This window comes from Streptomyces sp. NPDC056373, from assembly GCF_042262425.1.
Taxonomy (GTDB): Bacteria; Actinomycetota; Actinomycetes; order Streptomycetales; family Streptomycetaceae; genus Streptomyces.
Genome location: NZ_JBHJPX010000001.1, coordinates 332894 through 350907, shown reverse-complemented (window position 1 = coordinate 350907; position 18014 = coordinate 332894). Strand labels below are relative to the sequence as shown.

Below are 18014 nucleotides of genomic sequence, written 5' to 3'. Positions count from 1 at the left end.
GACGGGTGGCCGGAACCGTCCTGAATCTGGCCGGTTCCGAGGCCTGGCGACTCAGTCGCCCGTTCTCGCCTGCCCGGCCTTGAGGATCTCCTCCACGTCCAGGGTCACCTTCGCGCCGATGGAGTCAGGCAGGGTGACGAGTTCGCCAGGGGCGTGGGGGCGGTGGTTTTCGTAGCCGCTTCCCACCGGCTCGGTCAGGACGTGGAGGCGTTGGTGCCTGCGGTCGACGACGACGTAGACGGGCACCTTGGCCTCGGCATAGGCGGCGACCTTGGTCTTGAGGTCGTCCTTCCAGTTGCCGGAGGTGACTTCCAGGACGAGACGGAAACAGGCCGGGTCGTAGGCGTTGTTCTCGACGAGGTGGTCGTCGATGTCGGCGTCCACCACCACGAGGTCGGGGATGGCGTAGTCCTCGGCGCCGGTGGGGAGCCATAGGCCGACGTTCTGGAGAGTCTCGGTCTCTCCGCCGTGCAGGCCGGCGGCGATGAACGGGATCATGAGGCCGGTGAGGGCTCGGGCATGAGGTGCGTCCGGGGACGGGGTCACGAGGAGATGGCCTCCGATGATCTCGACGCGGTAGCCCGGATGGCGCTCCATGATCTCGTCGGCGATGGTCGTCAGGGTGACCGGCTCTTCTTCGTGGAAGGGCTGCTCGACGGAAGCTGCGGACATCAGGTGCCTCCTGGGAACTGGTGTCGAGGGCATCATCGTAGGTCGGACACCGCCCCCGCGTCCGTCCCGCGCTTCGTCACTCGAAGGTGTGGCATATGCCAGAGGGCCCTGTTTCCAGCGGAAACAGGGCCCTCATGAGCAAGCGGCAGAACGCTCAGAAGCGGCGCGTGATCAGCGCACGCTTCACCTCTGCGATCGCCTTCGTGACCTCGATACCGCGCGGGCACGCGTCCGTGCAGTTGAAGGTCGTGCGGCAGCGCCACACTCCGTCACGGTCGTTGAGGATCTCCAGGCGCTGCTCGCCCGCCTCGTCACGCGAGTCGAAGATGAAGCGGTGCGCGTTGACGATGGCGGCCGGGCCGAAGTACTGGCCGTCGTTCCAGAAGACCGGGCACGAGGAGGTGCAGGCCGCGCAGAGGATGCACTTCGTCGTGTCGTCGAAGCGCTCGCGGTCCTCGGCCGTCTGGAAACGCTCACGCGTCGGCTCGTTCGTGTCCTTCGTGATGAGGAAGGGCATGACGTCGCGGTACGCCTGGAAGAACGGCTCCATGTCGACCACGAGGTCCTTCAGGACCGTGAGGCCCTTGATGGGCTCCACCGTGATCGGCTTCTCGGGGTTGATGTCCTTGATCAGCGTCTTGCAGGCAAGACGGTTCTTGCCGTTGATCCGCATCGCGTCCGAGCCGCAGATGCCGTGCGCGCAGGAGCGGCGGAAGGTGAGAGTGCCGTCCAGGTCCCACTTGATCTTGTGGAGACCGTCGAGGACACGCTCCTTGGGGTCGATCTCCAGCTGGAAGTCTTCCCAGACCGCCTCCGCCGCGACCTCCGGGTTGAACCGGCGGATCCGGAAGGTGACCGTGATGTAGGGGGAGTCGGCGAAACCGGGCTCGGGCTTGCCGGCCGCGTCTTCCTTGTCCAGAACAGGGGTAGCCATCAGTACTTACGCTCCATCGGCTGGTAGCGGGTCTGGACGACCGGCTTGTAGTCGAGACGGACGGTTTCGGAGCCGTCGGCGCCGACCTCGCGGTACGCCATGGTGTGCCGCATGAAGTTGACGTCGTCACGGTTCGGGTAGTCCTCGCGGTAGTGACCGCCGCGGGACTCCTTGCGGGCGAGTGCGGAGACCGCCATGACCTCGGCGAGGTCGAGCAGGTTGCCCAGCTCGACGGCCTCCAGCAGGTCCGTGTTGAACCGCTTGCCCTTGTCCTGGATCGACACGTTCCGGTAGCGCTCGCGCAGCTCCGCGATCTTCTCGACCGCCGTCTTGATCGTCTGCTCGGTGCGGAACACCATGACGTTGGCGTCCATGGTCTCCTGCAGTTCGCGCCGCAGCTCCGCCACCCGCTCGGTGCCGGTGGCGTCGCGCAGCCGCTCCACCTGCTCGACCACGAGTTCCGCCGGGTTCTCCGGCAGCTCGACGAACTCGGCCTTCTGGGCGTACTCGGCGGCGGCGATGCCCGCGCGCTTGCCGAAGACGTTGATGTCCAGCAGCGAGTTCGTGCCGAGGCGGTTGGCGCCGTGCACGGAGACGCAGGCGACCTCGCCGGCCGCGTACAGGCCCGGGACGACGGTGGTGTTGTCCGCCAGGACCTCACCCTCGACGTTGGTCGGGATGCCGCCCATGGCGTAGTGCGCGGTGGGCTGGATCGGGATCGGGTCCGTGTAGGGCTCGATGCCGAGGTAGGTGCGCGCGAACTCCGTGATGTCCGGGAGCTTGGCGTCCAGCTGCTCCGGCGGGAGGTGCGTGAGGTCGAGGTAGACGTGGTCGCCCTCGGGACCGCAGCCGCGGCCCTCACGGATCTCCGTGTAGATGGAGCGGGAGACGACGTCACGGGACGCGAGGTCCTTCATGACCGGCGCGTACTTCTCCATGAAGCGCTCGCCGTCCTTGTTGCGGAGGATGCCGCCCTCACCGCGGGCGCCCTCCGTCAGCAGGATGCCCATGCGCCAGATGCCGGTCGGGTGGAACTGGAAGAACTCCATGTCCTCCAGCGGCAGCCCGCGGCGGTAGACCGCGGCCTGGCCGTCACCGGTCAGCGTGTGCGCGTTGGACGTCACCTTGAAGAACTTGCCGCAGCCGCCGGACGCGTAGACCACGGACTTCGCCTGGAAGACGTGGATCTCGCCGGTGGCGAGTTCGTACGCCACGACGCCCGCCGACTTCTTGACGCCGTCGACCTCGGTGATCAGCTGGTCCAGGACGTAGAACTCGTTGAAGAACTCCACGCCCTCCTTGACGCAGTTCTGGTACAGCGTCTGGAGGATCATGTGGCCGGTGCGGTCGGCCGCGTAGCAGGAGCGGCGGACCGGGGCCTCGCCGTGGTTGCGGCTGTGACCGCCGAAGCGGCGCTGGTCGATCGTGCCGTTCGGGGTGCGGTTGAACGGCAGGCCCATCTTCTCCAGGTCGAGGACCGAGTCGATGGCCTCCTTCGCCAGGATCTCGGCGGCGTCCTGGTCGACCAGGTAGTCACCGCCCTTGACCGTGTCGAAGGTGTGCCACTCCCAGTTGTCCTCCTCCACGTTGGCCAGCGCGGCGGCCATGCCGCCCTGCGCGGCGCCCGTGTGGGAGCGGGTGGGGTACAGCTTGGTCAGCACGGCGGTGCGGCTGCGCTTCGTGGACTCGATGGCCGCGCGCATGCCCGCGCCACCGGCGCCGACGATGACGGTGTCGTACTTGTGGATCTTCATGATTCTCGCAACCCCGTGCCTAGCGGATGTTCGGGTCGAAGGTGAAGATCACCAGCGTGCCCAGCAGGATGGTGAACACCGTGGCGGTGTAGAGCAGGCCCTTGAGCCACAGCCGGGTGTTCGCGCGCTCCGCGTAGTCGTTGATGACCGTGCGCAGGCCGTTGGCGCCGTGCAGCATGGCGAGCCACAGCATCAGCAGGTCCCAGACCTGCCAGAACGGGGACGCCCAGCGGCCCGCCACGAAGGCGAAGCCGATCTTGGAGACGCCGCCGTCCAGCACGAGCTGGATCAGCAGGTGGCCGAGGACCAGGACGACCAGCACGACGCCGGACAGGCGCATGAACAGCCAGGCCGCCATCTCGAAGTTGCCCCGGGTGCTCTTCGGGGTCTTCTTGGTGCGCTGGCGCGGGGCCTCGATGAAGGGCGCCGGGTTGTCGACGGTGTAGACGGCGCCGCCCTCGACGGGGCCGACGCCGGCGGCGGTCTTGTCAGTCGTGGACATGTGCGTCAGCTCCCGAACAGTTCACGAGCGGCGTGGCCGAGGACGGGGTAGATCGCCCCGAGCATCAGCACGACCCACAGGGCGACGACGGTCCAGAGCATCTGCTTCTGGTACCGGGCGCCCTTGATCCAGAAGTCGACGGCGATGACACGCAGGCCGTTGAGCGCGTGGAAGAGGATGGCGGCCACGAGGCCGTACTCCAGCAGCGCGACGATCGGCGTCTTGTACGTGGCCACGACGTTGTCGTAGGCCTCAGGGGACACGCGGACGAGAGCGGTGTCCAGCACGTGGACGAACAGGAAGAAGAAGATGAGGACGCCGGTGACTCGGTGAGCCACCCAGGACCACATTCCTTCCCGGCCGCGGTACAGCGTTCCAGCCGGCACGGAAGTTTCCTCCGGGAGCGGGGATTGGGGCCGCGCCGGCTTGGTGTGTCGGTCGGGCCCGGCCGGGTACGGTCCACCGGCCCCCAGCATCGTAGCGAGGCGCTGCGGCCGGGCTGCGCCGGGGTCCCGGGGTGTGATCAAACTGGCACGCAAAGGGGTACTGCTGGGCTAGTGCGGCCAGGGGGGTGGGGCGTCCCGTTCAGCGGCCGGGTGCGGGTGCCTTGTGGTCGGTCGCGCAGTTCCCCGCGCCCCTCAGGGCGTCCACCAGCCGTTCCTTCGCCAGGTGCCGCAGCTCGTCGGCCACTACCGTCCGCTCTTCCTCCGGATCGTTCGTCAATCGTGACCGGATGGCCTCCAGGAGGCGGTCCAGGGTCTCCGACGGGGACAGGCCGTCCAGGCAGATGACGAACACGTGTCCGAAGCGGGCCTCGTAGGCGGCGTGGGCCGCGCTCAGGGCCGTGTGGGCGGCCGCGTAGGTGTCCGGCGGGAGGGCGGGCAGCGGCTCGGCCGCCAGCGCTTCCGTGAGGTCGGACCAGGCCAGGTCGTAGGCCGCCTCGTCCGCCGCGGCCAGCAGGGAGTCCAGATCCGGGTAGGGGCGGTGGGCCGCGACGCGCCGGGCCCAGCGGAGGCTGCGCAGGCAGGAGAGGAGGGCCTGCTCCAGGTCCTCCTCGGAGGCGGCGTTGAAGTGCTCCACCGGTATGGCGAGTCGGCCGGGGAGATCTGGGACGTGGTGCGCGGGCAGCGGGGGTCCTCGTGGGCGTCACGTGTGTCGGCAGGGCAAGTTGTGAGAGATGTGACGTCACGCTATCGAGTACGACCGTGACGTGTCCGAAGGATGCACGAATTTCACCCGGGAGGGAGAGTTTCGGCACGCGTGGTGGACGCGCGCCGGGCGGCCACGGGTTTTAGGTTGGCTGGGTGAGTCAGCACAGGCGCCGGACTTCGGCGAAGCAGGAGAAACAGCGGCAGGTGCTGGTCGTGGCCATGGCTGTAGCCCTGGTCGTGGTCGGGGCCGGGGTGAGTCTCGGGCTGTGGGCGGCCTCGGGGGGTGACGGCGGGTCAACGGGCCAGGAGGCGGGATCCTCCCGGGGTGCCACCGCGGCGGCGCCCCCGGACAGGGCGCCGGAAGCGGCCCCCACTCCCAGCCCGACCCGCTCCTACCCCCTGTCCGAGACACCCCGCACCATCCCCGCCGTGCGGGACCACGAGCCGGCGCGCGGCCCCGGCTGGAAACCCGAGAAGGGCGACAGGGTGGTCGTGGACGACCCGGCGCTGGCCGACGAGGGCCGGCTGGTCGCCGGTGAGCTGGGGATGACCTACGCGGGCGAGAAGGGCGACAAGAAGGCCGGGGACCTGCGGCTGGCGCTGAACGGCGACAAGGGCGCGAACCCGGAGTCGTACACGATGACCGTGCGCGACGGGCGGGTGCAGATCGACGGGCCCACCGACACCGGGGTCTTCTACGGCACCCGCACGCTCAAGCAGGAGACCCACGACGGCGGCACCGCGCCCGAAGGTGTCGTGAAGGACGCACCGGCCAAGCCGCAGCGCGGGTTCATGCTGGACATCGCGCGCAAGAACTTCACGGCCGGGTGGATCGAGGACCGGATCCGGGAACTGGGCGACCTCAAGTTCAACCAGTTGGGCCTGCACTTCTCCGACGACCAGGGATTCCGGATCGAGTCGGCCTCGCACCCCGAGATCGTCTCGCGGCAGCACCTGACCAAGGCGCAGGTGCGCAAGATCATCGACCTCGCGCAGAGCCGGCACATCACGATCGTGCCCGAGATCGACTCGCCCGGGCACCTCGGCGCGGTCATCGACGCCCACCCCGACCTGCAGTTGCGCACCGCGCAGGGCTCGGCGGTGCAGGGCGCCGTCGACATCTCCAAGGCCGAGAGCGCCGAGATCGTCGACGACCTGCTCGACGAGTACGCGGACCTCTTCCCCGGCGGGCCGTGGCACCTGGGCGGCGACGAGTACCAGGCGCTGACCCGGTCGAACCCGGAGGCGTCGTTCCCGCAGCTGGCCGCCGCCGCCCAGGAGAAGTACGGCTCCGGCGCGACGGTCGCCGACCTCACCACCGGCTGGCTGAACGACCGGGCCGACACCGTCCGGCGGCACCAGCGCACCCCGCGCGCCTGGAACGACGGCTTCTTCCGCGGCACCTCCGTGCAGGCCGCCAAGGACATCCAGGTCGCCTACTGGACCGGCAAGGAGATCGGCGCCCGGGCGCCCCTGGAGTACCTCCAGGCGGGCCGCAAGGTGATCAACTACAACGACGAGTTCATGTACTACGTGCTCGGCGAACCGCAGACCTTCGTCTACCCGACGGGGGAGCGGATCTACAAGCAGTGGACGCCCCGGGTGCTGCGCGGCACCGCGGCCGTCCCCGCGCGCTACGACGACCAGATCCTCGGCGGGTCCTTCGCGGTGTGGTGCGACCTCGCGGACTCCCAGACGCAGGACCAGGTGGCGGCCGGGATCCGGATGCCGCTGCGGGCGACCGTCCAGAAGCTCTGGGACCCGGGCGAGCCGGAGCTGTCCTGGACCGAGTTCCGGGCGCTGGCGGACAGGCTCGGCTGACCGGCACGAATTGGCGCATACGGCTGCGAACTCCCGTACGGCTGTGGTGGTCTTCTGACGCGACCGCAATCGAACATGCCGGGGGGAACCGGGACATGGGCTACTGGGGGTATTTCGTCGTGGGCCGGGGGGAACGGCCGCTGCCGGAGCTGGACGCGCTGGCGGGGGCCGGGGACGGTCCGACGCGGCGCGCCTCGGCGCCGGGCGGATGGCAGGTGTGGGAGTACCCGAGCAGCGACGGCGACATCGGGAACATGAACGCCCTCGCCAGGGAGACCGGGGCGCCGGCGCTCTTCGGGTACGTCATGAACAGCGAGTGCGTCGTGCTGGAGGCCGCGGCCCCGGAGAGCGGGGCGTGGACGACCTGCCTGGCGCGCACCGCGATGGCCGGGTACCTGGGGGCCGACCGGGAGGGCCTCTCGCTGGAGGACTACTTCCTGGAGCCGGGCGACGCCGCCGAGCACGCCGTGCGCTGGGCCGCCGAGGCCGGGCGTGAGGTGAACGCCGAGGCGCTCGTGGACGTACTGACTTCAGACCCTGACCCCCTGGCCGAAAACCTGCTGTTCCGCTTCCTCGACAGACTGGGCGTGGTGCCCCTGTGACACTCCGGGCCCGTTGCACGCAGTAAGGGGAAGTGCGGGTTCCGTGAGGGCTGAGGGCCGGTCGTGGCCTGATCGGGCCCCGGAGAGGACCCGCGGAGGGAGGCGTGGATGAGCCTGGTGGAGTTGATCGCACAGGCCGACGAACGCGGGCTGGCCGCGAGCGGGCTGGCTTGTTTGGATCGGTGCGTGCCCCTGCTGGGCGGCGACGACGAGGTCCTCAGGCCGGTGTGGGCGAGTCTCAGCGACGGCGCCGGTGCCGAGGAGTGGGGCGAGCGGCTGGAGCAGGCGCGCGGCAAGCTGGACGCGGCCGGCGCCGGGGACGAGGCCGCCGCGCTCGCCCTCCGGATGCTCGAGGCCGCTCCCGCCGAGCGGTCCGCCGCCGCGGTCCGGGTGTGGGCCGACGGCTGCTCCGTCGCCTCCCTCCAGATCCACCGGCTCCTGGACACCGCCGAGGACGAGGCCTCGTCCGTCGACTCCCGCCGCGAGGGCCGTACGGAGGGCATGTCGCCCCTCGTCGCCGCCGAACTGCGCCGTCAGATCACCGTCCTGGAGGTCCTGGCCGGACACGGCCCGGCCGGGCTGCGCCGGGCCCTGGAGTTGTCGGTCGAGGGGCGGCGGGTCCTGCGCGCGGTGGTGTCCCGCCGGAGCCGGCAGCGCGGCTGAAGGGCGGCGCCGTTGACCGCCGAGGGGCCCTAAACCCCCTTCCTGGGAGGGTCCTGTGACTGTCCCTTGGGTGAGGTGGGGCGGTCCTGCGCCGCTTCGGGGAAGCCGCCGATTCCGGGTGACGAAACGCTTCGCCCCAGCGCTTTCCGGGATGTGACGACTCAAGCGGAGACCAGGCCATCGGCGGCTGCGAAGCCGCTGCGATGGGCGGCGGACACGGTGGCGACGATGCGCGAGGGTGCACGGCTGCGCCTCGACTACTCGGCGCAGAGCCTGTGGAGCATCGACCGGATGATCGAGGGGATACGGCGGGAGGGAGCGCCCGACGCGGCGGTCCAGCAGGTGCTGCGCGGCTTCGGCGCGTACGCGGGTGAGGTGATGGCGCGTCAGACCGGCGCCGAGTGGTGGGCGACCGGCGGGGACCACTGGATCCGCACCCCCGACGGGCGCCTGTGGGACCCCATCGACGAGGCCCGCCGCTGCTACGGCGGTCATGGATCGCTGCGGCTGCTGTGCCGGGACGCGATGAGCACCGCGCCCCGGCGTTAGCGTCAGCGCGCGCGGGCCTGCCCGTCCACGCGCTGGATCACGCCTTCCACGCCCTCGATGCCTTCGACGCCTTCGAGAACGCCCTCGACGCCCTCGACGCCTTCGACCACGCTCTCGTTGCCGGCCGGAGGTCCGTCGGGCGGCTCGGCGGCGGGCGCGGCCGTCGTCGCGGCGTTCGAGGCCAGGGTGCGGATCTCGGGCAGGTCGTCGTAGAGGTTCTGTCCGGGGCACTCGGTCGGGTAGCCGTCGCGGTGGCCGGAGATGCGGTGGAACGTAACCTTCTGGCCCAGCTTGTACTTGCCGTTGTCGGCGCCGGAGGTCAGCACGACCGTGCCGGTCGGGTCGACGCCGTAGAGGCCGAGCTTCCACGCCGCGACCTTCGCGACCGACGCGCGCACCGCGGCGTTCGTGGCCGCCGTGGAGTAGTCCCCGAGCACCGAGACGCTGCTGGTGGCGGTGTTGAACCCGTAGGTGTGCGCGCCGAGGACGGGTTTGTCGATGCCGCCCGCACGTCCCTCGAAGACGGTGCCGCACTTGTCGACGAGGAAGTGGTAGCCGATGTCGTTCCAGCCGTTGCTCTGCACGTGGTACAGGAACACGCCGCGCACGATCGACGCCGACTGGGAGCAGGAGTAGTCGTTGGTGCCCGCCGTGTGGTGGACGAACACCGCCTTCGTGTTGCCCGTCAGGGTGGGCGGGTCCTTCACCAGGGACTCGTCGGCGCCCCAGGCGGAGCGCGAGGTCACGGTGGGACGCTGGGCCGAGAGCGGGCCGGCGGCGGGCCCGACCGGGTCCGGCCCGGCAGCCGAGGTGTCCACCGGGTCCGGCCCGGCAGCCGAGGTGTGCACCGGGTCCGGCCCGGCAGCCGAGGTGTCCACCGGGTCCGGCCCGGCAGCCGAGGTGTCCACCGGGTCCGGCCCGGCAGCCGAGGTGTCCACCGGGTCCGGCCCGGCAGCCGAGGTGTGCACGGCATCCGACCCGGCCTCGGGGTCGACCAGCTCGACCCGCAGGCCCTCCGGCAGGCGCGAGCCCGTCACGCGCACCTGGACACCGTCCGAGGGCCCGGTCCACAGCGGCTGGGTGCTGCCGCGCACGCCGGCCCGGTCACGGTCGGGGCCGGCCTCGGGGGTACGGCCTTCGGTGTCCAGGGGACGCCAGGCGGTCCACGCGCCGTTCTTCCGGGAGCGGGTACGCACCTGGGCGGTGCCGTCGAAGACCGCGTCCGGATCGTCCCAGGTGATGCCGATCAGGCTGAACGGCTCGGTGGTGCGCGGGGCGAGCGACCGGTCGTGGGGGTCGCCGTCCGGCACCCGGACGGTGTGCACACCGTCCGACGGGGAGGCGTTGGCGGGCAGGCACGGGCCGAGGGCACCCAGGGTCAGGGCCGTGGCGACGGCGGTGCGCAGCAGAAGGCGTGTCATTCGGTGCTCGTCTCCGGTCCGGTGGCGGCGGCGGTGATGTCCTGATCGTCATTCCCGCCGCCCGGGGCCGTCCGGTCGCCCGCCCCGAGAAATCCGGCGAACGGAGGACGGCCCACCGGGTGCCGTCCGGCCGCGCGCCGCCGGCCGGCGTCCTGGTGGCCGGGGCGGTGAACGGCGCCTCCCCGCGGCCGGCCCCCGCCCGGCGCTGTGACACTTCTCAGGAGCCAGGCGCTGATGACCGTGGAGGAGACGGCACAGACACGAGGACGGTTCTTGGGCCAGGGAGCGGAGCCACGCCGCGCGCGGGCGCGCGACGGGGAACTGGGCGCCGCCGTCGTGCGGGCCCAGGACGGTGACGAGGCGGCCTTCGCGGATGCGTACCGGATCGTGCACCCCGGGCTGCTCGGCTATCTGCGCGGACTGGTCGGCGAGGACGCCGAGGACGTGGCCTCCGAGGCCTGGCTGGAGATCGCCCGGGACCTCGGGCGGTTCAAGGGCGACGGAGCCGGGTTCCGCGGCTGGACGGCGACCATCGCCCGGCACCGGGCGCTGGACCATCTGCGCCGCCGCCGCGTGCGCCCGCAGTCCTCCGCGCCGGAACAGGACGTCCTCGACCTGCCGGGACCGCACAGCACGCACGATGAGGCGCTGGAGTCCCTGTCCACCGAGCGCGCCCTGCGACTGGTCGGCGGGCTGCCCCAGGACCAGGCCGAGGCCGTACTGCTGCGTGTCGTGGTGGGGCTGGACGGACCGGCCGCCGCCCGCGTCCTGGGCAAGCGGCCGGGCGCCGTGCGGACGGCCGCGTACCGGGGGCTGAGGCGCCTCGCGGCCCAGTTGGGCGGCGAGGGTGTGACGGATGAGGCTCCCCGGACGCTGGGGGAGTCGACATGAGTGACGACGGCGTCCCGGGCGGCTGCGCCGGGTCCTCCGCCCTGAACAGGGCGGACGGGCGGGACGTATGGAGAAGGCCCGGGACTTCGGGCCGGCCGGGCCGCCGGGAACGGGCCGGCCGTGCGGGACGTGTGGATCGAGCAGGGACGGAACCTGACATGGGTGGACATCAAAGCGGCGGCGGGCCTGCCGGCCGTCGGCGTGTGCACCTCGGCGACGCCGCGTACGCCCACCGGGCGGCACGGGACTTCGACGGTCCGCTGCCCGGCGACCCGGCGACGGCCGGCCCCGGCAGCCCGCCGCGCCGCCCGGGACAGGCCGCTGTCCTCGACGAGGCCGAGGTGCAGACGTTCCTCGCCGCCGCCCTCACGCAGGGCCGGATCGACAGCGAGGCCGAACAGCGGGCCGTGGCCGCGTTCCGGGCCGCCCGGGGCTCCGGCGCGCACCGGGCGCGCTCCCGCCGCCGGGACGACTGGCGGCCCCGGGAGCGGAGGCTGACCGGGCGTTCGCTGAAGACCACTCTCTCCGTGTTGCTCGCCAGTCTCACGCTGGGCGGTGTGGCGGTCGCGGCGATCGGCTCGTCCGACTCCCCGTCCGGCGCCGACGAGCCGGGCCGTTCCCCCGCGTCCACCTCCCCGCCCGCCCCCGGCGGCCCGGCGGGCGGGCCCTCCGGCGCGGGGCCGGGCTCCTCCTCCGCGGCCCCGGACCGGCCCCGTGCCGCTCAGGACGCCGAGGCGCACTGCCGCGCCTACGAGAAGGCCGGGCGCCGGGGCCGGGCCATGGACGCGACGGCCTGGCAGCGCCTCGTCGAGGCCGCAGGTGGAGAGGGGCGCGTCACCGCGTACTGCGCCGAGCAGGCGGCCCGGTCCGACGCGCGCCCCGGCCGTACAGCCGAACCGGGGAAGGGCACGGGAGCCTCCGGGAACAGCGGCAACGGCAACACCAATGCCAACGGCAACGGCAACGGCAACGGCAACGGCAACGGCAACGGCAACGGCAACGGCAACGGCAACGGCCCGGGCTCGGCGAACAGTGGCTCCAAGGCCGGCAACGGCTCGGGGGCCGGAGGCGGCAACTCGGCTGCCGAGGAAGACGGTTCGGCTGCCGGCAGCGACGGCTCGGGGGCCGGGCGCGGCAGCGGCGGCGGAGAGACGGGGACCGAGGGGCGGCCCGCCCGGCCCGGCGACAGCCGTCCCTGAGACGGCCGGACGTCATCACAGGGCCTTCGTCACCGGGCCCGGCCTTCACAGCCCACCTCACACGTCACCTCACCCCGGCCGGCGAGACCAAGCTGCGCGCCATGAGCCCGGACTGCACCGAGGGCGACATCTTCGAAGACATCCGCCGCCACCAGGGCTTCGGCAACGAGGCCAGGGCCGACGCCGCCAAGCGGATGGGGCTCTACCGCATCTTCGATAAGTACAACAACCTTGTACGGCAGCTCGCCGGCGGCTGAGGTGGTAGCCATGACCACCTCGTACCCCGCCGCCCTGCCCCTGCTGATCTGCGTCGTCGTCGCCGCCGTGGCGGCCGTCGGCCTCGTCGGATACGGCCTCCCGGCGATCGGCCGGGGGGCCGTGGCGGGCGGTGGCGCGGCGCTCGCCGGAGCCCTCGCCGCTGTCGCCTGCGTCTGGGGCCTGGTGTCCCTCTTCCTCGACGAGAGCGGCACCGCCCAGGCCTGCCAGGAGGCGAACCCCGCGCTGTACGGGCAGGTGAGCGGCTACCGCGTGTCCTACCTGCCGCCCGCCCTCGACTGCCGCCTGTCGCCGGGTGGTTCCTACCCGGCGGCCGTCCCGGGCTTCCTCACACCCGTGATGACGGTCTGTGCGGTGATCGCGGTGACGCTCGCCCTGATCGCCGTCGCCGAACGCCGCCACACCACCGCATCCGAGCGTCCCGGGAAGAGGACCCCGTGAGCGCCCGGATGCCGGGCGGCGAACGCCGGCGCGTCGCGGTCGCACGCGCCCTGCTGGGCGAGCCCTCACTGCTGTTGTGGACGAAGCGCCGGCACGACGTCCCGAACGGTCCCGGCCGGCCGTGCGCGACCTGCTGTCCGAAGCCGTGGCCAGTATGCTCCAGCGGCCGGTCCGCCGGCGGGCGTGTATCCGGCCTGGGGAGTGTCGCGCATCCCACCCGTGGAGGCGCTGCGCCGCTGATGCCGGGCTGCCCACCGGGACCGGCACGGCCGGTCCGGAGGACGGGCGCCGCGAGTCGCGGAGACGGCCGAGGCCGCCACCCCCCACAGGAGAGGCCCCGGCCGTCGCGCGGTACGGGCCGCGCGGCGGCCCGTACTCCCTACAGCGTCCGGTGTGCGTTTTCTGTCACACCCCTCCGCGTCACGGCTTAGTTGCATCCTGGACGGACATGGACGGGGAGTGGTTTCAGGTCGTAACGTGCCATTCGCGCCAACGCGAAAGCGGTACGACCACCGCAACCACCTGCGGTCCAGGCACCGCAACCACCAATTGAGCAACCACGACGGCGAGAACCCGGTCCGCGAGAGCGGCGCCGGCTCAGGCGCAGAAGGGCGCGCGGTGCTGGGGGACGACGCGGAGCTGACCGCCGCGGTGCGCGCGGCACAGAACGGGGACGAGAACGCGTTCCGGACTGTGTACCGCACCGTGCATCCGCGGCTGCTCGGGTACGTACGGACGCTGGTCGGCGACCCCGACGCCGAGGACGTGACGTCCGAGGCCTGGCTGCAGATAGCCCGGGATCTGGAGCGGTTCACCGGCGACGCGGACCGCTTCCGCGGCTGGGCCGCCCGGATCGCCCGCAACCGTGCCCTTGATCACATACGCATGCGCGGGCGCCGGCCCGCGATCGGCGGCGACGAGACGGAGCTGACCGGCCGGGCCGCCGAGTCGGACACCGCCGGCGAGGCCATGGAGGCGCTCGCCACGAACGGCGCGTTCTCCCTGATATCCCGGCTGCCGCAGGACCAGGCCGAAGCGGTCGTGCTGCGTGTGGTGGTGGGGCTCGACGCGAAGACGGCGGCCGAGACGCTCGGAAAACGCCCGGGAGCGGTCCGCACGGCGGCGCACCGGGGACTGAAGCGGCTCGCCGAACTGCTCGGCGGCGACCCGCAGGCCGATCCGGAATCGGCCGGGGTGCTCGACGCCCTGCCGCCTCAGAGAGAACCGCGCGGCGGTGCGGTGACGTCCGCAGGTGTGACGCACAGCGTCGCGCGGACGCAGAAGGATGTGTGATGGCCGACGAGCAGTACAGGTGGCTGGACCGCGAAACGGCGGAGCGTTTGCTGAGCGGAGAGCCACCCGAAGCTGTCGAAGGCGCCGGCCGACAGCAGGCCCAACACCTTGCCGAAACCCTCGGCGCGCTGTCCGCCGTACCCCCGCTGACCAGCGATGAACTCCCCGGCGAGGCCGCTGCGGTGGCTGCGTTCCGCAAGGCCCGCGAGGAACGCGCCGACGCCGCCGCAGCCCGCGCGGACACCGCGGGACGGGCCGCCGCCCGGCTCGCCGACGCGGGGCTGGTCCGGATCGGGCCCCCTGGTGACAGCGGCACCGGCACCGGCCGGCCACCCCGCTGGGCCCGCCCCGTACGCCTCGGCCTGGCCGCCGCGCTGGCCGTCGGCATGGCGGGCGGGGTCGCCCTCGCGGCCGGAACCGGAGTCCTGAGGGCCCCGTTCGGCGGCGACGAGCCCCGGCCCGGTGCCTCCGTCTCGGCCTCTGTCACCCATCCGGAGCGTCCGCTGGTGTCGCCTTCGCCGAGCGACGCCGTTCAGGGCGGTTCCGCCCCCGACAAGGCCTCTCCTCAGGGCGACGGCGAGCAGCGCGACGACACCGCCCCGGCGCCGGACGAGCACGAGGTCCGCTCCGGCGGCCACCGCGGCGAGATCATCGAAGCCTGCCGCGACCTGCGTGGCGGGAAACGGCCGGACCCCGACCGCAGGCGAGCCCTGCGGGACGCGGCGGGCGACCGGCGGGTGTGGAAGTACTGCAAGGACGTCCTGTCCTCGGCCGGCCCCCGCTCGAAGGAGCGCCGGAACGACGAGCGCGCGGACCAGGGACACCACCAGGGCAAGGGCGCGGACCGGAACCGGCAGCAGGACCGCAAGCAGGACCGCAAGCAGGACCGCAAGCAGGACCGCAAGCAGGCCGGTGAGCAGGACCGCAAGCAGGACGAGGCCGAGCGGAAGGGCCGGAACCGGTCCGGGAAAGGGGGCGACGACGGTGACTGACGCGGACCGTGGCCGGCCCCGGACGACCGGGCCCCCTCTCGCACCGCTGTGACCTGCGGTTTCGTACTCCGTGAAAATGGTTCGGCCGAGGGTGTGACGTTTTCGGCCGCCCCGGCGCAGTAATGAGTGAGCCGACTGGTCATCGGCCGTCGCACAGAGCCGGGGTTCCCCCCGTACCTACGGCTCGTGCACCGAGCGCGGGCGGGACACGTTCCCCCGGTCCCGCCCGCGCCCCATCTTCCGCTCCCGCTGTCACCAGGACACGACGACCTTGTCGCCGTTGCGGACCTGTGCGTACAGCTGTGCGATCGCCGCCTCGTCCCGTACGTTGACGCAGCCGTGCGAGGCCCCCGCGTAGCCCCGGGCGGCGAAGTCCGCCGAGAAGTGCACGGCCTGGCCGCCGCTGAAGAACATCGCGTACGGCATGGGCGAGTCGTAGAGCGTCGAGACGTGGTCGCGGGACTTCCAGTAGACGGAGAAGACGCCCTCCCGGGTCGGCGTGCCCTGCGAACCGAAGCGGACCGCCATCGTCGACACCGTCCGCCCGTCCACCATCCAGCGCAGCGTCCTGCTGGTCTTGTCGATGCACAGCACCCGGCCGGACCGGCAGCGCGCGTCCGGCGGGTCGGCCTGCTGGCCGCCCATCAGGTACAGGTCCCAGCGCCCCGGCTCGCGCGTCATGCCCAGCAGCCGCTGCCAGGTGACGGCGTCGGCCTTCCCGGTGCGCGGCAGCCCGCGCTTGCCCTGGAAGCCGCTGACCGCCCGCTGCGTCGGCTCGTCGTACGTCCCGGTCGGCCCCTCGAAGAGCCAGGCGACCTGACGCAGCCGGGCCTGGAGTTCCCGGACGTCGCGGCCGGTGTCCCCGCGTGACCACAGCACGCGGGGCGGGGTGGGCGCGGCCCGGGGCTTGTCGTCGACCGGCGGCGGCGCGGAACGCGGCGTGGCGCCACCACCGGCGGGCGTACGACCCTGCGACGGCGTGCTGCCGGGCAGCTCGACGTGCACCGGCGGGCGGCGCTCGCCCTCGCCGTCGGGCGTCTGCACCGTGCAGCCGGTCAGCGCCGCCAGTACGGCGAGTCCCGCCGCGAACGCTCTCCCCATGCCCGTACTACGCACACGGCCCCCCGCTCGTCTCACCGGCACGCCCGGATGTCACCTGAGATGTTCCCCGGGCGTGACCCGTCGCGAACCAGGAGGCATGGTGGTGAGCGAGGTCACTGCTCTGCGGGAGGCAACCCACCATGGCGCGTGAGTCGGAGTCCGGACTGCCCATCGAGCCGCTCTACGGTCCGGGGGACCTGCAGGGCTGGGATCCGGCGGAGCGGCTGGGGGAGCCGGGGGCGTACCCGTACACGCGTGGCGTGTACCGGTCGATGTACACGGGCCGGCCCTGGACCATGCGTCAGTACGCCGGTTTCGGTACGGCCGCGGAGTCCAATGCCCGCTACCGGCAGTTGATCGCGCATGGCACGACGGGGCTGTCGGTGGCTTTCGATCTGCCGACCCAGATGGGCCACGACTCCGACGCGCCGATCGCCCACGGTGAGGTGGGCAAGGTGGGGGTGGCCGTCGACTCGGTCGAGGACATGCGGGTGCTGTTCGGCGGGATCCCGCTGGACCAGGTCTCGACGTCGATGACGATCAACGCCCCGGCGGCGCTGCTGCTGCTCCTGTACCAGCTGGTGGCCGAGGAGCAGGGGATCGCCGCGGACCGGTTGACGGGCACGATCCAGAACGACGTGCTGAAGGAGTACATCGCCCGGGGCACCTACATCTTCCCGCCCAAGCCGTCCCTGCGGCTGACCGCCGACATCTTCCGCTACTGCCGGGCCGAGATCCCGAGATGGAACACCATCTCGATCTCCGGCTACCACATGGCGGAGGCGGGTGCCTCGCCCGCGCAGGAGATCGCCTTCACCCTGGCCGACGGCATCGCCTACGTGCGCGCGGCCCTCGCGGCCGGGATGGACGTCGACGATTTCGCGCCGCGTCTGTCGTTCTTCTTCGTGGCCCGCACGACGCTGCTGGAGGAGGTGGCGAAGTTCCGTGCAACGCGGCGGATCTGGGCGCGGGTGATGCGTGAGGAGTTCGGAGCGAGGAACCCCAAGTCGCTGATGCTGCGTTTCCACACGCAGACGGCCGGGGTGCAGCTGACGGCCCAGCAGCCCGAGGTCAACCTGGTCCGGGTCGCGGTGCAGGGGCTGGCGGCGGTGCTGGGCGGGACGCAGTCGCTGCACACCAACTCCTTCGACGAGGCCATCGCCCTGCCCGGCGACAAGTCCGCCCGTCTGGCCCTGCGCACCCAGCAGGTCCTCGCCCACGAGACCGACGTGACCGCGACCGTCGACCCCTTCGCCGGGTCCTACGTCATCGAGAAACTGACCGACGACGTCGAGGCCGCCGTGGTGGACCTGATGGACCGGGTCGAGGAACTCGGCGGCGCCGTCAGCGCCATCGAGCAGGGCTTCCAGAAGGGCGAGATCGAACGCAACGCCTACCGCATCGCCCAGGAAACGGATTCGGGCGAGCGGGTCGTGGTCGGCGTCAACCGCTTCCGGCTCGACGAGGAAGAGCCCTACGAGCCGCTGCGCGTCGACCCGGCCATCGAGGCCCGCCAGGCCGAACGCCTGGCCACCCTGCGCGCCGAGCGCGACCGGCCCGCCCTCGACGCGGCCCTGACCGCGCTGAAGAAGGCCGCCGAGGGCGAGGACAACGTCCTCTACCCCATGAAAGAGGCACTCAAAGCCCGGGCCACCGTCGGCGAGGTCTGCAACGCGCTGCGCGAGGTCTGGGGGGCGTACGTCCCGTCCGACGTCTTCTGACCTGCGGCCCGGGCAGGGATGTCGGACCCGC

The 18014-nt window shown here is 72.0% G+C and carries 19 protein-coding genes; 11 read left to right on the top strand and 8 right to left on the bottom strand.

The genetic code is table 11. From position 1 onward, the window contains the following. Positions 1-51 precede the first annotated feature (51 nt). The 6 genes from ACFCXS_RS01655 to ACFCXS_RS01630 all read right to left on the bottom strand — a co-directional run bounded on the left by ACFCXS_RS01655 (position 52) and on the right by ACFCXS_RS01630 (position 4942). Positions 52-672: a Uma2 family endonuclease gene (locus ACFCXS_RS01655; RefSeq protein WP_376640876.1), complete on the bottom strand. Its 621-nt coding sequence runs from the start codon at positions 670-672 to the stop codon at positions 52-54. Positions 673-826: 154 nt separating this feature from the next. Beyond that, positions 827-1606 carry a succinate dehydrogenase iron-sulfur subunit gene (locus ACFCXS_RS01650; RefSeq protein WP_053674628.1) on the bottom strand — a complete coding sequence of 260 codons (780 nt, stop codon included), beginning with the start codon at positions 1604-1606 and terminating at the stop codon, positions 827-829. Further along, complete coding sequence (gene sdhA, locus ACFCXS_RS01645) at positions 1606-3360, bottom strand: succinate dehydrogenase flavoprotein subunit (RefSeq protein WP_376640873.1); 1755 nt, start codon at positions 3358-3360, stop codon at positions 1606-1608. Before sdhA ends, ACFCXS_RS01650 begins: the two co-directional genes overlap by 1 nt. 19 nt (positions 3361-3379) lie before the next feature. Continuing rightward, positions 3380-3862, bottom strand: a complete 483-nt coding sequence (locus ACFCXS_RS01640) for a succinate dehydrogenase hydrophobic membrane anchor subunit (protein ID WP_053674630.1) — start codon at positions 3860-3862, stop codon at positions 3380-3382. Between the two features lie 5 nt (positions 3863-3867). Continuing rightward, entirely contained in the window at positions 3868-4248 is a 381-nt protein-coding gene (gene sdhC, locus ACFCXS_RS01635) for a succinate dehydrogenase, cytochrome b556 subunit (RefSeq protein ID WP_010047075.1), read from the bottom strand. Between the two features lie 199 nt (positions 4249-4447). Further along, positions 4448-4942, bottom strand: a complete 495-nt coding sequence (locus ACFCXS_RS01630) for a 2-oxo-4-hydroxy-4-carboxy-5-ureidoimidazoline decarboxylase (RefSeq protein WP_376640870.1) — start codon at positions 4940-4942, stop codon at positions 4448-4450. A 290-nt stretch (positions 4943-5232) separates the two neighbouring features. Between ACFCXS_RS01630 and ACFCXS_RS01625 the strand changes: the two genes are divergently transcribed. The 4 genes from ACFCXS_RS01625 (at position 5233) to ACFCXS_RS01610 (ending at position 8648) form a co-directional block, all read left to right on the top strand. Next, on the top strand, positions 5233-6834 hold the full coding sequence (locus ACFCXS_RS01625) for a glycoside hydrolase family 20 protein (RefSeq protein ID WP_376641498.1): 1602 nt from the start codon (positions 5233-5235) through the stop codon (positions 6832-6834). A gap of 95 nt (positions 6835-6929) precedes the next feature. Beyond that, complete coding sequence (locus ACFCXS_RS01620; protein ID WP_376640868.1) at positions 6930-7436, top strand: hypothetical protein; 507 nt, start codon at positions 6930-6932, stop codon at positions 7434-7436. Positions 7437-7544: 108 nt separating this feature from the next. Then, complete coding sequence (locus ACFCXS_RS01615) at positions 7545-8099, top strand: hypothetical protein (protein ID WP_376640866.1); 555 nt, start codon at positions 7545-7547, stop codon at positions 8097-8099. Between the two features lie 153 nt (positions 8100-8252). Then, positions 8253-8648 (top strand): hypothetical protein, encoded by a 396-nt coding sequence (locus ACFCXS_RS01610; RefSeq protein WP_104777767.1) that lies wholly within the window; start codon positions 8253-8255, stop codon positions 8646-8648. Between the two features lie 2 nt (positions 8649-8650). Here the strand turns inward: ACFCXS_RS01610 and ACFCXS_RS01605 are convergent, their stop codons facing one another. Continuing rightward, positions 8651-10069, bottom strand: coding sequence for an N-acetylmuramoyl-L-alanine amidase (locus ACFCXS_RS01605; protein ID WP_376640863.1), 1419 nt, complete (start codon positions 10067-10069; stop codon positions 8651-8653). A 273-nt stretch (positions 10070-10342) separates the two neighbouring features. On the opposite strand from ACFCXS_RS01605, the gene ACFCXS_RS01600 reads away from it, so the two are divergent. From ACFCXS_RS01600 to ACFCXS_RS01575, 6 genes are all read left to right on the top strand, one after another. Then, positions 10343-10960 (top strand): RNA polymerase sigma factor, encoded by a 618-nt coding sequence (locus ACFCXS_RS01600; RefSeq protein ID WP_376640861.1) that lies wholly within the window; start codon positions 10343-10345, stop codon positions 10958-10960. Positions 10961-11118: 158 nt separating this feature from the next. Continuing rightward, positions 11119-12159, top strand: coding sequence for a hypothetical protein (locus ACFCXS_RS01595; RefSeq protein ID WP_376640859.1), 1041 nt, complete (start codon positions 11119-11121; stop codon positions 12157-12159). 101 nt (positions 12160-12260) lie between these two features. Then, positions 12261-12416, top strand: a complete 156-nt coding sequence (locus ACFCXS_RS01590; protein WP_376640857.1) for a hypothetical protein — start codon at positions 12261-12263, stop codon at positions 12414-12416. A 10-nt stretch (positions 12417-12426) separates the two neighbouring features. After that, a complete protein-coding gene (locus ACFCXS_RS01585) occupies positions 12427-12876 on the top strand; it encodes a hypothetical protein (protein ID WP_376640855.1) in 450 nt (149 codons plus the stop codon). 618 nt (positions 12877-13494) lie between these two features. Further along, positions 13495-14169 carry an RNA polymerase sigma factor gene (locus tag ACFCXS_RS01580; RefSeq protein ID WP_376641497.1) on the top strand — a complete coding sequence of 225 codons (675 nt, stop codon included), beginning with the start codon at positions 13495-13497 and terminating at the stop codon, positions 14167-14169. Next, complete coding sequence (locus ACFCXS_RS01575) at positions 14169-15161, top strand: hypothetical protein (protein ID WP_376640853.1); 993 nt, start codon at positions 14169-14171, stop codon at positions 15159-15161. The genes ACFCXS_RS01580 and ACFCXS_RS01575 overlap by 1 nt, the downstream gene beginning before the upstream one ends. A 252-nt stretch (positions 15162-15413) precedes the next feature. On the opposite strand, the gene ACFCXS_RS01570 is transcribed toward ACFCXS_RS01575, so the two are convergent. Next, positions 15414-16262, bottom strand: coding sequence for a L,D-transpeptidase family protein (locus tag ACFCXS_RS01570; protein ID WP_376640851.1), 849 nt, complete (start codon positions 16260-16262; stop codon positions 15414-15416). Positions 16263-16402: 140 nt separating this feature from the next. On the opposite strand from ACFCXS_RS01570, the gene ACFCXS_RS01565 reads away from it, so the two are divergent. Beyond that, the gene (locus tag ACFCXS_RS01565; RefSeq protein WP_376640849.1) at positions 16403-17983 is read left to right on the top strand and encodes a methylmalonyl-CoA mutase; all 1581 of its coding nucleotides are present in this window, start codon (positions 16403-16405) and stop codon (positions 17981-17983) included. Positions 17984-18014 lie beyond the last annotated feature (31 nt).

What these genes read in the sequence shown, in the direction of transcription:
- ACFCXS_RS01620 (WP_376640868.1), top strand. Translation starts at nt 6,930, where the DNA reads ATGGGCTACTGGGGGTATTTCGTCGTGGGCCGGGGGGAACGGCCGCTG.
- ACFCXS_RS01590 (WP_376640857.1), top strand. Translation starts at nt 12,261, where the DNA reads ATGAGCCCGGACTGCACCGAGGGCGACATCTTCGAAGACATCCGCCGC.
- ACFCXS_RS01570 (WP_376640851.1), bottom strand. Translation starts at nt 16,262, where the DNA reads ATGGGGAGAGCGTTCGCGGCGGGACTCGCCGTACTGGCGGCGCTGACC.
- ACFCXS_RS01585 (WP_376640855.1), top strand. Translation starts at nt 12,427, where the DNA reads ATGACCACCTCGTACCCCGCCGCCCTGCCCCTGCTGATCTGCGTCGTC.
- sdhA (WP_376640873.1), bottom strand. Translation starts at nt 3,360, where the DNA reads ATGAAGATCCACAAGTACGACACCGTCATCGTCGGCGCCGGTGGCGCG.
- ACFCXS_RS01595 (WP_376640859.1), top strand. Translation starts at nt 11,119, where the DNA reads ATGGGTGGACATCAAAGCGGCGGCGGGCCTGCCGGCCGTCGGCGTGTG.
- ACFCXS_RS01615 (WP_376640866.1), top strand. Translation starts at nt 7,545, where the DNA reads ATGAGCCTGGTGGAGTTGATCGCACAGGCCGACGAACGCGGGCTGGCC.
- ACFCXS_RS01650 (WP_053674628.1), bottom strand. Translation starts at nt 1,606, where the DNA reads ATGGCTACCCCTGTTCTGGACAAGGAAGACGCGGCCGGCAAGCCCGAG.
- ACFCXS_RS01605 (WP_376640863.1), bottom strand. Translation starts at nt 10,069, where the DNA reads ATGACACGCCTTCTGCTGCGCACCGCCGTCGCCACGGCCCTGACCCTG.
- ACFCXS_RS01565 (WP_376640849.1), top strand. Translation starts at nt 16,403, where the DNA reads ATGGCGCGTGAGTCGGAGTCCGGACTGCCCATCGAGCCGCTCTACGGT.
- ACFCXS_RS01625 (WP_376641498.1), top strand. Translation starts at nt 5,233, where the DNA reads ATGGCTGTAGCCCTGGTCGTGGTCGGGGCCGGGGTGAGTCTCGGGCTG.
- ACFCXS_RS01640 (WP_053674630.1), bottom strand. Translation starts at nt 3,862, where the DNA reads ATGTCCACGACTGACAAGACCGCCGCCGGCGTCGGCCCCGTCGAGGGC.
- ACFCXS_RS01655 (WP_376640876.1), bottom strand. Translation starts at nt 672, where the DNA reads ATGTCCGCAGCTTCCGTCGAGCAGCCCTTCCACGAAGAAGAGCCGGTC.
- ACFCXS_RS01575 (WP_376640853.1), top strand. Translation starts at nt 14,169, where the DNA reads ATGGCCGACGAGCAGTACAGGTGGCTGGACCGCGAAACGGCGGAGCGT.